Annotated in this window: 10 protein-coding genes; 2 read left to right on the top strand and 8 right to left on the bottom strand. The window is 72.6% G+C overall.

The features are described 5' to 3' along the window. Positions 1–247: 247 nt before the first annotated feature. Both ACIPJI_RS21430 and ACIPJI_RS21425 read right to left on the bottom strand, forming a co-directional pair. Positions 248–1075, bottom strand: a complete 828-nt coding sequence (locus tag ACIPJI_RS21430) for a tyrosinase family protein (protein ID WP_402248033.1) — start codon at positions 1073–1075, stop codon at positions 248–250. Positions 1076–1094: 19 nt separating this feature from the next. Beyond that, a complete protein-coding gene (locus tag ACIPJI_RS21425) occupies positions 1095–1493 on the bottom strand; it encodes a tyrosinase family oxidase copper chaperone (protein ID WP_307709508.1) in 399 nt (132 codons plus the stop codon). Between the two features lie 489 nt (positions 1494–1982). Between ACIPJI_RS21425 and ACIPJI_RS21420 the strand changes: the two genes are divergently transcribed. Continuing rightward, positions 1983–4400, top strand: a complete 2418-nt coding sequence (locus ACIPJI_RS21420) for a bifunctional serine/threonine-protein kinase/ABC transporter substrate-binding protein (RefSeq protein WP_402248031.1) — start codon at positions 1983–1985, stop codon at positions 4398–4400. Between the two features lie 239 nt (positions 4401–4639). On the opposite strand, the gene ACIPJI_RS21415 is transcribed toward ACIPJI_RS21420, so the two are convergent. The 5 genes from ACIPJI_RS21415 to ACIPJI_RS21395 all read right to left on the bottom strand — a co-directional run bounded on the left by ACIPJI_RS21415 (position 4640) and on the right by ACIPJI_RS21395 (position 9136). Further along, positions 4640–5296 carry a class I SAM-dependent methyltransferase gene (locus tag ACIPJI_RS21415; RefSeq protein WP_402248029.1) on the bottom strand — a complete coding sequence of 219 codons (657 nt, stop codon included), beginning with the start codon at positions 5294–5296 and terminating at the stop codon, positions 4640–4642. Next, the gene (locus ACIPJI_RS21410) at positions 5293–5943 is read right to left on the bottom strand and encodes a DUF2064 domain-containing protein (RefSeq protein ID WP_402248027.1); all 651 of its coding nucleotides are present in this window, start codon (positions 5941–5943) and stop codon (positions 5293–5295) included. The genes ACIPJI_RS21415 and ACIPJI_RS21410 overlap by 4 nt, the downstream gene beginning before the upstream one ends. Continuing rightward, positions 5940–6626, bottom strand: a complete 687-nt coding sequence (locus ACIPJI_RS21405; protein ID WP_402248026.1) for a glycosyltransferase family 2 protein — start codon at positions 6624–6626, stop codon at positions 5940–5942. The genes ACIPJI_RS21410 and ACIPJI_RS21405 overlap by 4 nt, the downstream gene beginning before the upstream one ends. Next, the gene (locus ACIPJI_RS21400) at positions 6620–7687 is read right to left on the bottom strand and encodes an NAD-dependent epimerase/dehydratase family protein (protein WP_402248024.1); all 1068 of its coding nucleotides are present in this window, start codon (positions 7685–7687) and stop codon (positions 6620–6622) included. The genes ACIPJI_RS21405 and ACIPJI_RS21400 overlap by 7 nt, the downstream gene beginning before the upstream one ends. A 102-nt stretch (positions 7688–7789) precedes the next feature. Beyond that, positions 7790–9136, bottom strand: coding sequence for a 6-phospho-beta-glucosidase (locus ACIPJI_RS21395; RefSeq protein ID WP_402248022.1), 1347 nt, complete (start codon positions 9134–9136; stop codon positions 7790–7792). A gap of 244 nt (positions 9137–9380) precedes the next feature. Between ACIPJI_RS21395 and ACIPJI_RS21390 the strand changes: the two genes are divergently transcribed. Further along, positions 9381–10709: a PP2C family protein-serine/threonine phosphatase gene (locus tag ACIPJI_RS21390; RefSeq protein ID WP_402248021.1), complete on the top strand. Its 1329-nt coding sequence runs from the start codon at positions 9381–9383 to the stop codon at positions 10707–10709. A gap of 1 nt (position 10710) precedes the next feature. On the opposite strand, the gene ACIPJI_RS21385 is transcribed toward ACIPJI_RS21390, so the two are convergent. Further along, positions 10711–12462, bottom strand: a complete 1752-nt coding sequence (locus ACIPJI_RS21385; RefSeq protein WP_402248019.1) for an FAD-dependent oxidoreductase — start codon at positions 12460–12462, stop codon at positions 10711–10713. Positions 12463–12541 lie beyond the last annotated feature (79 nt).

The raw sequence follows: 12541 nt of genomic DNA, 5'->3' as shown, positions 1-12541 counted from the left end.
AGGAGCCGCTCCCGCAGCCGAATCCGCCGCCACGCTGCCACGAACCGGTGGGCCGACACCCTGCTGCGCCCGGGCACTTGGATGCTCGAGATTGGTCAGCCCTTGACGTCACCCTGACCGAGCGTCCCGGCCGCCCTGCCGCGGGCGCTGTTCTGCTGTCGCCGGTCAGCGCCGCGGACCGCCCTGGGAGGTGACTGGGCGATGCGCAGCCGGACCGCGCCGTATCCGGCCCGGTCCTTGGGCCGAGTTACGCGGCTCGGTCGTAGGTGTAGTGCGGGGTGTGGTCGAGCATGTCGGCCGGGGTGACATCGTTCCAGGGTCGCATGGTGTCGTGGAGGTCGACGACATTCGCGGTGCCTGCCCCGGGGAGGTACGGGGAGTCGGGGTGCAGGGCCTGCCATTCGGTCCAGAGCTTGTCGATGAAGGCGTGGTGCAGCCAGAACACCGGGTCGTTCGGTGAGACTCCGGTGGCCATCTGGCCGCCGACCCAGACGTGCACGCGGTTGTGGAGGTTCACTCCACGCCAGCCCTCGAGGTGGTTACGGAAGCCGTCGGACGCGCTGTTCCAGGGCGGCATGTCATAGGTGCTCATCGCGAGGACGGTGTCGACCTCGGCGCGGGTGGGGAGTTGACGGCCGCCTGCGCCGAGCGCCCGGCGCAGGTAGCCGCGTCCGTCGACCCGTATGGAGATTCCCCAGCCGCCCGTGGCGGCGGCGAACGGCCCGTCAATCACCTGTCCGTCCCTGCTGCGACCGCTGCCGCCGAGGAAGTCCGCCGCCCAGAGCGAGGCGGCGGGCGTGCGATCGGCGGTCCAGTCCCAGTACGGGAGGGCGACGGACGGGTCGACGGACTGGAGAGCCTGCTCGAATTCGATGAGGAAACGCCGGTGCCAGGGCAGGAAGGACGGGGATCGGTGGCCGACCCGGTCGCCGCTGTCGGTGTCGCCCATGATGAATGCGTTGTGGGTGGTGACGAACGAGTCGTAGCGGCCACTGCGCTTGAGTTCGAGGAGTGCGTCGACGAAGGCGCGCTTCTCGGTGCCGGTCAGGTCTGCCTGGTTCTTGCGTACGGTCATGGTGGCTGGTGCTCCGGGTTCAGGAGAGGTCGAGGGGGACGAGGGCTGCGCCCTGAAGCTCCCGGACAGCGGCGCGGGCTGCGGCGCGCGGGGTGGAGAGCGGCTCGTAGTGGGTGATGACGCTGATCCATGTGCCGTCGGCGTTGCGCATGAGGTGCAGTTCCTCACCGTCGATACGCACGGTCCAGCCGCCGCCATGGTGGTCGTGGTGGCCGCCGCCGTGGCTGGGTGCGCCCTGGATGCGCCGGCCCAGGTAGACCTCGTCGAAGGCGCCGGATGCGTCGTGGGCGTGCGGCGTGGCCGGTGTCTTCGGTGCTCGGTCACGTGCGCTGCCGACGGCGGGCGCGGCGCTGATGACCGCGAGGCCGGCGGCGGCGCCGACGGCGCTGAGGGCCTGGCGGCGGGTGAATCGGGACATGGAGGGTCTCCGCAGGTGCAAGGTGTTCCGGGACTGCGGTGCGATCGGCACCGCAGTCGCCATGCCTACCTGGGGCCGGCCAGTGAGCCGAAACCGGCGGTACGGGGTTGGTCGCCAAGTGGACAACTCGCCACTAGAGGTACAAACTTGAATAAAGTTGATCTTGCTTTGATGTCGCCTTCACCTCATCCGTGAGCGGAGAATCCACCATCGACGCGGTCAAGAGGCGAAGAATTTGCGGTGAGAGGCCGCTGGTTGTGTCCACCCTCACGTTCTCAATATGACCGGAACATATGCCTGCGCCGGTGTCACTTGGGCCGCGAGCCCTGCTCGGCGACGATCCGCATTCCGTACTGTCGCCCGAGTCCTACGAGGGGCTGCGCGCCTCGCAGGGCGCTGGACATGTGGTCCCAGCAGCGCAGCGCACCCGGGCCGTGATCAAGCTGTCTTCCGTCACCTGATCGGCTCAGCAGGACCTAGAGTGTGCGCGTGACCGAGCAGAATCCCGAACTCATCGCGGGCCGGTACCAGCTGGTCGAACGCATCGGCCAGGGCGGTATGGGTCGGGTCTGGCGTGGCCTCGACCAGCAGCTCTTCGGACGCGAGGTCGCCGTCAAGGAGATCCTCTTCCCGCCGGGTATGGACGACGGCGACCGTGCCGCGCTGCTCCGGCGGTTCACCGGCGAGGCCCGCGCAGCGGTCACCCTCAGCCACCCCGGGATCATCACCATCCATGACGTGGTGGAGCACCACGGCGCCCCTGTCATCGTCATGGAGTTGATCCGCGGGCAGTCCCTGGCCGCCGCCATCCGCGGCCGGGGCCGGCTGCCCGTGCAGCGGGTGGCCGAGATCGGCGCCGCCATGCTCGACGCGCTTGCCGAGGCGCACGGAGCGCGGATCATCCACCGCGACATCAAGCCGGACAACGTGCTCCTGACCAAGGACCGCGTCGTCCTCACCGACTTCGGTATCGCCCACCTCGCGGACGCCACGACCAAGCTGAGCCACACCGGGATCGTCATCGGCACGCCGCAGTACATGCCGCCGGAGCAGCTGGAGGGCAAGCGCCCGACCCCCGCCAACGACCTGTGGGCGCTCGGCGCCACCCTCTACCACGCCGTCGAGGGGCACCCGCCGTTCGATGCGGAAGGGCTCCACGCCCTCGCCGTGGCCGTGTTCACCCGCCCGCACCGGCCGCCGGTCCACGCCGGCCCGCTGGCGCCCGTGCTGGACGCGCTCCTCACCAAGGACCCGGCGCAGCGCGTGGGCGCCGCGGAAGCGGCCGAGATGCTGGCGTGGGTGCTGCGGTCCTTCCCGCCCCGGGCCGACTCGTCCGCCGGGCACGGGCCCGCGCCCGAACCCGAGCCCGCTCCCACACCCACGCCCGATCCGAGGACGACCCCCGTACCGGCACCGGACGCGGCGGCGGAGCACGCTTCCGCTTCGACCGCGCCGGAGCAGGCACCGTCGACGACGCCGTCACCGCGGACCCCCACCGTCCTCGACTCCGGGTCCGCGGCCGGCACCCCGCGGCGCCCCGTGCCGGACCGGCCGACCGGCCCGCCCGTGCCCGTACCTCCGGCCGAGGACCCGGTCACGCTCGGGGCGACGCCCGAGATGAAGCACGGCGAGCGGGCGGCCGCCCGGCGGCGGGCCCTCACCCGGCGCTCCGTGGTCCTGGGCACGGCGCTGGCCACACTCGCCACGGGCTCCGTCCTGACCTGGACCCTCACCCGGGACGACGACGCACCCCGCGGCGGGGCGGCCGGCAGCGGCTCGGGTGCCTCCTCCGTCACGGTGGTGATCGGGGTGGACGCACCGCTCAGCGGCGGGCTGTCCTCGATGGGCGTCGGTATCAGGAACTCCGCCGACCTGGCGGCCAGGACCGCCAACGAAACCCGGCACGTCCCAGGGGTGAACTTCGAGATCAAGGCCCTGGACGACGGGGCCGACCCCGCCAAGGGCGCGCCCAACGCCGCCCGGTTCGTGTCCGACGAGAAGGTGCTGGGGGTCGTCGGACCCCTCAACTCCGGCGTCGCCAGGACCCTGGTGCCACCGCTCGCGCGGGCGGACATGGTCAACGTGTCACCGGGCAACACCGACCCCGAGCTGACGATGGGCCCCGACTGGGCCGCGGGCAGCAAGTCCCGTCCGCACTCCACCTACTTCCGCACCGTCGCCACGGACGTCGACCAAGGGCCGTTCGCCGCCCGGTACCTGCATGGCGAGGCGAAGAAGACCAAGCTCTACGTGGTCGACGACGCCAGCACCCACGGCGCCGCCCTCACTTCCGGCTTCACGGCCGAGTTCACGAAGCTCGGCGGGACCGTCGTCGGCACCGAGCATGTCGACCCCGCGGAACGCGCCTTCGCGGGCCTCGCCGAGAGGGTGCGGTCCTCGGGCGCGGACGCCGTCTACTTCGGCGGCTACTACGACACCGCGGCGCCGCTCTCCCAGCAGCTGAAGCAGGCGGGGGTGAACGTCCCCCTGATGGGCGGCGACGGCCTCTTCGACCAGCAGTACCTCACGGTGAACCCGAAGGCCGAGGGCGACCTCGCGACCAACATCGGCGTACCCGCCGAGGAGTCGGCGGCAGGGCAGGACTTCCTCGCCCGGTACGGGAAGGCGGGGTACCGGGAGGCGGCCGGCTGGTACGGCCCCTACGCGTACGACGCGACCTGGACCCTCATCGAGGCGGTGAAGGCCGTCGTGACGGCCAACGGCGGCACCCTCCCCCGAAACGCCCGGGCGAAGTTGCCGCAGGCCGTGGCGCGGCTGGCCTTCGACGGTGTCACGGGCCGCGTCGCCTTCGACGGGAACGGCGACACGGTCAACCGCCGGCTGACGGTGTACGCGGTGAACGACGGTTCCTGGGCGACTGTGACGAGCGGACCCGCCACCCGCTGACAGCCCGCCGGGGCGACGCGACCCGGAAGCAGTTCGGCCTTGGGCGTCATGACTCGCGTGGTCTCCTGCGCGTCACTGGCCGCACGGTCCCGCTGCGCCCCAAGACGGCCCACGTACGAACGGCTCCGCGAAATCGGCCCCGCCGGCGATTGAGGGCACCGCGCGAAGCGCGGTACGGGTCCGAGCGGAGCCCGGTTCGGGCAGTGGGGGAGGGTAAGGGGAAACGCCCGCCGCAGGCGCTACGTCCCCGCCCCCACCCCACGCCGCAGCGCCGCGAACCGTCGCCCCCCGGCCGCCCACACGTCCTCCAGCCCCCACCCCGCCGCCCGCCCGTACCGCAGCAGCGCCTGTGTGCCCACCCGGGCCCAGGGGAACGCCGAGCCCTCCGCCGTCGTGCCGTCGAAGACCTGGACGACGGTGCGTTCGTCCACGTCCAGCGGGGCCGCCTCGGCGATCAGCAGGCCGCCGGGCCTGACGAGTTCGGACACCCGGAACAGCAGCGCGCGCGGGTCGCCGCCGATGCCGGTGTTGCCGTCGATCAGCAGGGCCGTGTCCCAGTGGCCTTCACGCGGCAGGGGGTCGAACACGGAGCGGTGCAGCGCGCTGCCGCCGATGCGTATCGTCCGGGCCACGGCCTCCGGGCTGATGTCGATGCCGAGCGCGGTCCGCCCGCGCCCGGCGAGCGCGGCGACCAGGCGGCCGGGGCCGCAGCCGATGTCCAGGACGGCGCCGTGGCTGTGGGAGAGGACCGTGCGGTCGGCGGCGTCGGGTTCCGCGCACCAGCGTTCGACCTCCAGAGGCAGCAGCCAGCCGTCGGGGCGGCGCAGGAACAGCGGGCCGCGGCCGGTGCGGAGGGCGTCCGTGTACGGGTCGGCCTGCCAGGGGGGCGCGGTCACCGCGCCCCCGCCCCGGAGCCGGCCCCGGCCGTCGCGACCAGCGTGGCGGCGAACCGCGTGTGCGGCGCGGCGGCGGCCACCGCACGGGCGTCGTCCGGGGTGTCGACGTCCCGTAGCGTCGGCAGTTCACGCACCGTCAGTCCGGCTCCGACGAGCCGGTCCCGCTGTGCGGCGCCCGTGTCGGGCGACGACATGGGCACACCGAGCACGAGTCGGCCGTGCAGCGCGGGCGAGCCGAGGCCGAGCGCCCAGAACCCACCGTCGTCCGCCGGGCCGAACGCCGCTTCGCCGGGGCCCGGTTCCAGCCCGCTGGTGAGGAGCCGGGGGGACACCTGAGGGGTGTCCATCCCGATCAGCAGGGCCGGCCCCTCGGTCGCGCACAGCGTGAACGCGGCCGCGAGCCGCGCGTCGAGGCCGCCGCCGCACTGCGGCGCGACCTCGAAGCCCGGCGGCAGCCACGCCCCCGGTTCGCCGTCGAGCACCAGGATCCGCCGCCGGGCGGGGGTGGCGAGGACCGCGTCGAGGGTGTCCCGCAGCGCGGCCTCGGCGAGCGCGGCGGCCTCCTTCGGGGTGTAGGCGGGAGTGAGCCGCGTCTTGACCCGGCCGGGCACCGGCGCTTTCGCGATCACCAGCAGCGTGCCGTTCATCGCGTGCCGCCGTGCACCAGGGAACGCGGCGGTTCCGCCAGGACCGCGCTCATGTCCCGTACGGCGTGCCAGGTGCCCCGCCAGGTGCCCGTCACCTTCGACTTCCCCGATCTCGGCAGGTAGGGGACGTCGACCTCCGTCACCCGCAGGCCCGTGTCGCAGGCGCGGACCACCATCTGCAGGGGGTAGCCGCTGCGGCGGTCGGTCAGGTCGAGGGCCAGCAGGTCGGTGCGGCGCCCGGCCCGCATGGGGCCGAGGTCGCGCAGCCGCAGGCCGGTGCGCCGGCGCAGCATGCGGGACAGGGCGGCGTTGCCGGCCCGGGCGTGCGCCGGCCACACGCCCCGCTGCTGCGGTCGCCGCCGCCCCAGCACCAGATCCCAGTCGCCGTCCGCGATCCGGCGGACGAACCCGGTGAGCAGTCCCGGGTCGAGCGACGCGTCGCAGTCGCAGAAGCACACGTACTCGGCCCGCGCCGCCCGCAGCCCCGCATGGCAGGCGGAACCGAAGCCGCGCCGGGGCTCGTGGACGACGACGGCGTCGAGCGCGCGGGCGATCTCGGCGGAGCCGTCCGTCGAGCCGTTGTCGACGACGATCGCCCGCCAGCCGGCCGGGATGCGGGACAGCACCCAGGGGAGTGCCTCCGCCTCGTCGAGACAGGGCAGGACCACGTCGGCGGTCAGCATGCCGCGTCCCCCGGTCCGCCCGCCGCGAACTCGGCCATGCCCTCGTCGAAGCCGATGCGAGGCTTCCAGCCCAGGTCGGCGCGTAGCCGTGCCGAGTCGGCGGTGATGTGCCGTACGTCGCCGAGTCTGAACTCGCCGGTGACGACCGGCTCGGGTCCGCCGTGCGCGGCGGCCAGGGCGGCCGCCGTCTCGCCGACCGTGTGCGGGGTGCCGCTGCCGGTGTTGTACGCGGTGATCACCCCCGGCTCCCGCCCGTGGACCGCCTCCAGGGCGACGGCGTTCGCCTCTGCCACGTCCCGCACGTGGACGAAGTCCCTGCGCTGGCCGCCGTCCTCGAAGACCCGGGGCGGCTCGCCGCGTTCGAGCGCCGACCGGAAGAAGGCGGCGACACCCGCGTAGGGGGTGTCGCGCGGCATCCCGGGGCCGTACACGTTGTGGTAGCGCAGGGCGACGGCGCGTCCGCCCGTCGATCTGGCCCAGGCCGCCGCCAGGTGTTCCTGCGCCAGCTTCGTCGTGGCGTACACGTTCCGCGGGTCGACGGGCGCGTCCTCGCCGACGAGACCAGGGACGAGCACGTCGCCGCAGGTGGGGCACAGCGGCTCGAACCGGCCGGCCGCGAGGTCGGCCGCCGCGCGCGGACCGGGCCGGACCTGGCCGTGCCGGGCGCAGTCGTAGCGGCCCTCGCCGTAGACGACCATCGACCCGGCGAGCACGAGGTCGGCGACCCCTGCTTCGGCCATCGCCGCGAGCAGCACGGCCGTGCCGTGGTCGTTGCAGCTGACGTAGTCGGGAGCGTCGGAGAAGTCGGTGCCGAGGCCGACCATCGCCGCCTGGTGGCAGACGGCGTCCACGCCGCGCAGCGCGTCGGCCACCGCCACCGGGTCCCGCACGTCCGCGTGGATCCACGCGCCACCGGGCGGCAGGGGCGGCCGGGGCCGGGCCCCGGAACGGGCCGCGGGGAGCAGGGCGTCGAGGATCACCGGGTCATGGCCCCGCGCGGTGAGCGCCGTGACGATCTGCGAGCCGATGAAGCCCGCGCCACCTGTGACTAGTACACGCATGCTGCGACGCTACGGCGCGCGGACCGGCGGATCGCCGGTCCGCGCCGTGCCGTCACAGGTACGTAAGGAGTGCACTGCTCCGGTCAGGTGCCCCGCTCCGCCTTATGGGGTGTTCAGATACGCCAGCCCCGGATGCGCGGCCCGGTAGCCGTCGAGGAGACGGCGGGCCACGCTCACCGAGTCGACCAGCGGATGCAGCGCGAAGGCCTTCACCGCCCCTTCCCGCGAACCGCTATCCGCCGCGGCGAGCACCTCGCGTTCGACCGCCTTGACCGCCGTGACGAGCCCGACCGCGTGGTACGGCAGAGGGTCGACGCTCACCGGGTGGGCGCCGTCGGCGTCGACCAGGCAGGGGACCTCGATGACGGCGTCGTCGTCCAGTACGGAAAGGGTGCCGCGGTTGCGGACGTTGAGGATCAGCGTGGTGCGCTCGTCCCGGGCGACGGCCCGCATCAGGGCGAGCGCCACCTTCTCGTAGCCGCCGGACTCCAGGTCGTCCTCGTCGCGTTCGCCGACCCCCGCCGCGTCCCGGTTGGCGGCCATGTACGTGGCCTCCCGCTCGGCGAGCGTACGGCGCCAGGTGGTCAGGGCGGGCGTGTCCGGGCGCTGCATCTCCGCGTAGAAGCGGCCCTGTTGACGGCCGAGGAACGCGCCCCGGGTCTGCTCGGCCTCCGTGTAGGCGCGCACCGTCTCGCGGTTGAAGTAGTAGTAGTGCAGGTATTCGTTGGGCACCGCCCCGAGCGACCGCAGCCACTCCGGGCCGAAGAGCCTGCCCTCCTCGAAGGAGGCCAGGGCGTCGTCGTCGGCGAGCAGCCGCGGCAGTTGGTCGCGTCCGCCGACGCGCAGTCCGCGCAGCCAGCCGAGGTGGTTGAGGCCCACGTAGTCGATCCAGGCGGCCGCGGGGTCGGCGCCCAGCACCTTGGCGACCCGCCTGCCGAGCCCCACGGGCGAGTCGCAGATCCCGATGACCCGGTCGCCGAGGACATGGCTCATCGCCTCGGTGACCAGGCCGGCCGGGTTGGTGAAGTTGATGACCCACGCGTCGGGGGCGAGCGCGGCGATCCGGCGGGCGATGCCCACGGCCACGGGTACGGTGCGCAGCCCGTAGGCGATGCCGCCCGCGCCGACGGTCTCCTGGCCGAGCACGCCTTCGGCGAGGGCGACCCGCTCGTCCGCCGCCCGGCCCTCCAGCCCGCCGACCCGGATCGCGGAGAAGACGAAGTCTGCGCCGCGCACGGCTTCGTCGAGGTCCAGGGTCACGACGACCTCGGGCGCGTCCGGGCGCCCGGCCGCCTGCTCGGCGAGCACCCGGGACACCGCGTCGAGCCGGCCGCCGTCCACGTCGTGCAGGGTGACGCGGGTGACCCGGCCCTCTCCTTGATCGCCGAGCAGTGCCCCGTACACCAGAGGGACCCGGAATCCGCCGCCGCCGAGAATGGTGAGCTTCATGCCCGTACGCTACTCGGCGGCCGCGGGCCGGCCCGTCGACCGGGGTGGCAGCACCGGCCTCGACAGCGGACATGACCGGCTCGCGGACATGCTGCCTTCGGCGTAATGGATCGGTGATCGGCCCGGCGCTGTCAGTCTGTGCGGGGCGACTGCAGTCGTCCCGGGTGTCCGTGTGCCCGTGGGCGGATCTGCACCGACCCCCACTGGAACTCCCGTCAGCGGGACGAAGGGATACAGGCACTCGATGGCAGGCGAGCGGCAGCCGGGCGGCATCGGAGTGGACCGTTCGGAGGGCTTCGGCGAGCGGTTGCTGGGTGTGCTGCTGGACCGGGCGCACGAAATGCCGCCCCATCTGATCGCCCCGCTCGTCGCGGAAGAGGTGGGCAGGATCGGTGGCCGGGACCTGTCCATTCTCCTCCAGGACTACGAACAACTGCTCCTGGTACCGCTGCCGGGCCGAAGGCTGACGGTCGGTGACCCGGAACCGGTCGAGGGCTCTCCCGCCGGGGAAGCGTTCCTGCACCGCACCATCGTCGAGGTCCCCGAGGACGGCAGTGTGCGGATGTATCTGCCGCTGCTGGACGGTAGTGACCAGATCGGGGTCATGGTCGTCACCCTGGACAGCGTCGACGACGACGACCGGCGACTGCTGCGCCGGCTCGCCGGCCTGGTGGCCGACATGATCGTCACCAAGGACGCATACACCGACCTGTTCTTCCAGGCCCGCCGCCGCGCCCCTATGAACGTGGCCGCCGAGATCCAGTGGTCGCTGCTTCCCCCGCTGTCGATGGCCGTCCCACAGGCCGAGGTGGCCGGCATCCTGGAACCGGCCTACGACGTGGCCGGCGACAGCTTCGACTACGCCCTCAACGACGACATCCTGCACGTCGCCATGATCGATGCGATGGGGCACGGCCTGGATGCGGCGACCATGGCGACGGTCGCCATCGGCGCCTATCGCCACACCAGGCGCGCCAACACCGATCTGTCCCAGGTGTACGCGTTCATGGACCGGGCCATCAACGAGCAGTTCGGACCCGACCACTTCGTCACCGCGCAGATGATGCGCCTGAACATCGCCACCGGCCATCTGCAGTGGGTCAACGCCGGCCACCCCGCGCCGCTGCTGATCCGCGACCGGGCCGTGGCGGGCCGGCTCGACAGCCCGACCACGCTGCCGGTCGGCTTCGGCGGCGAGCAGCCACGGGTCAGCGAGCGGATGCTGCAACCGGGCGATCGTCTGCTGTGCTTCACCGACGGTCTGATCGAGGAACACCGGACCGGCGGTGAACAGTTCGGCGAGGAACAACTCATCAAGTGCGCCAACCGCACCGCCCGTGCCCACACCGCGGTACGGGCCGTGGTACGCGCACTGTCCCACGAACTGAAGCGTGAACGCGGTGGGGTCACCAGCGACGACGCGACCATGCTCCTCATCGAATGGCGCGGCGGCGACGCCGATCACCTCGCCACCCTCGAGCAGGCCGACACGAGACAGCGCAACACGGGCCGGCCTCCGGCAGACCTGCGGTGCGCCGGCAATCAGCGGACAAGCAGGAGCCGCGAGTCGTGAGTCATCTCGAACCACGCCCGAGGTCGAACGCGTTGGGCAGGCCGAGCCGGTGGCGGGTGCGGTCGTGCCGCTTGAAGGGCTCCAGCTCCGGGGCACGGAACAGCGGTGTGATCGTGCAGCGCGGCGCGGTGGAGCCGGCGTTGTCGAGCAGGGCGTTGACGGCGGCGCGGGCCGAGGCGTTCGCGCCCTCCATGGTCGCGAGGTCGATGTCGACCGAGACGTAGTCGCCGGCGAGGAAGAAGTTCGGGATCCGGGTCGCCGCCTGCGGGCGGTTGTGGAAGGTCCTCACCGGATGGATGAGGAGCTCGTCGTCGTTGGTGGGGTGCGGGGTGCCGAGGCCGTCGACGCCGGGGTCGAGGAACCAGGAGTGCAGGGCACTGTCCTTGAGGACCACTTTGCCGGTGTCGTTGAGCGCCGCCTTCAGCTGCGCCCACACCTCCTTGGCGACCTCCGTACGGGTGCACTGCTTCGCGGTCCTGCCGTACAGGATGCCGGGCCGGTCCCATTCGGAGACGTCCACGGACAGGCAGTCCACGGCCACGCCGTCGCCGTAGTCGGCCGGGAAGTCGCGGCCGGGCCAGTGCGCGGCCTGCTGGATCGCGGTCAGCGCCCAGGGCGAGTCGATGCAGTTGAGGTGGCCGTGCAGCAGCGGGGCGCGCTCGGTCAGATAGAACTGGATGCCGGTCATCCAGTCGGTCCGCAGCTTGTCGCAGCGCGCGAGCTGCGGGTCGGCGGCGCGCAGCGCGGGTCCCCAGGTGCGCCGGGCGTGTTCCACCGGCATCGCGCAGATGTAGTGGTCGGCGGTCACCGACTCGTGCCCGCCCTGCGGGTTCTCGATCACGGCCGCGGTGACCCGTCCGGCGGCGTACTTCACCTCGCGCACGGTCCAGCCGACCTTGAACTCCACGCCCAGGGACCGCAGATGGGTCACCCACGGGTCGATCCACGCCTCGTTGGTGGGGGCGTCGAGGATGCGGTCCAGCGGGCCGTCGGCCCCGCGGCCCAGCGCGTTGAGGAGGAACGCCTCGAACAGCGTGGCGACGGTGCGGGTGCTGGCCTCCTCCGCCTTGGTCGCGACGATGTTGCGGGTGAGCCCGACGGCGAGGATGCGCTGGTAGTCGTAGCTCATCTCCTCCGCCCTGATGAACTCCCACCAGGGCGTGGCCTCCCAGGTCCGGTCGCGGCGCTCGTCGCAGCTGGTGAGGAAGACGAGTATGCGGTTCACGAAGTACGCGGTCTCGTGGAAGGGGATGCCGAGGGCCGTGTCCAGCATCGCGGTCAGGGCGCGGCGGATGTCGTCGAGGGTGAGACCGGGCGGCCGGTGGCCGGGCCAGGGGAGCGGGATGCGCAGGTCCTCGCGGCCGGTGCGGCTGAACGACATCTCGGACGGCGCGACCAGGTTGTCCCGGACGCCGCCCGGCTTCCCCGGGAAGGGGATGCGGCGCATGGTGTCGGGCAGGTTGTGATAGATCCCGGGGATGAAGCGGAAGCCGTGCTCGGCGGGCAGGGGTCTGCGGCCGCCCCTGGCGCTGTCGGGCACGTCCATGCTGCGGGCCTTGCCGCCGAGCGCCCGGCGCTCGTAGACGGTGACCCGTAACCCGCGCTCGGCGAGTTCATGAGCCGCTGTCAGCCCGGCGACGCCGCCGCCGAGGACGGCGACGGAGGGCGCCGGCGCGGCAGCTGCGGCCGCGGTCCCGGTGCCCGAGGCGGTCGCGAGTGCCGCGGTGCCGCCCACGGCTGCGGCACCCGCCATGAACGTGCGTCGTGAGGTAGGCCGTGAGGTACGTCGTGACGTGCCGAAACGATCCATCCGAAGCCCCTTACCGACGGTA

The sequence above is a fragment of the Streptomyces sp. NPDC086835 genome (assembly GCF_044745705.1).
Taxonomy (GTDB): Bacteria; Actinomycetota; Actinomycetes; order Streptomycetales; family Streptomycetaceae; genus Streptomyces.
Note: the sequence above shows the minus strand (reverse complement) of the source record. Positions and strands in the feature narration are given on the sequence as shown.

Excerpts from the sequence above, each read along its gene's own strand:
- ACIPJI_RS21400 (WP_402248024.1), bottom strand. The coding sequence starts at position 7,687 with ATGCGTGTACTAGTCACAGGTGGCGCGGGCTTCATCGGCTCGCAGATC.
- ACIPJI_RS21405 (WP_402248026.1), bottom strand. The coding sequence starts at position 6,626 with ATGCTGACCGCCGACGTGGTCCTGCCCTGTCTCGACGAGGCGGAGGCA.
- ACIPJI_RS21385 (WP_402248019.1), bottom strand. The coding sequence starts at position 12,462 with ATGGCGGGTGCCGCAGCCGTGGGCGGCACCGCGGCACTCGCGACCGCC.
- ACIPJI_RS21390 (WP_402248021.1), top strand. The coding sequence starts at position 9,381 with ATGGCAGGCGAGCGGCAGCCGGGCGGCATCGGAGTGGACCGTTCGGAG.
- ACIPJI_RS21430 (WP_402248033.1), bottom strand. The coding sequence starts at position 1,075 with ATGACCGTACGCAAGAACCAGGCAGACCTGACCGGCACCGAGAAGCGC.
- ACIPJI_RS21410 (WP_402248027.1), bottom strand. The coding sequence starts at position 5,943 with ATGAACGGCACGCTGCTGGTGATCGCGAAAGCGCCGGTGCCCGGCCGG.
- ACIPJI_RS21425 (WP_307709508.1), bottom strand. The coding sequence starts at position 1,493 with ATGTCCCGATTCACCCGCCGCCAGGCCCTCAGCGCCGTCGGCGCCGCC.
- ACIPJI_RS21395 (WP_402248022.1), bottom strand. The coding sequence starts at position 9,136 with ATGAAGCTCACCATTCTCGGCGGCGGCGGATTCCGGGTCCCTCTGGTG.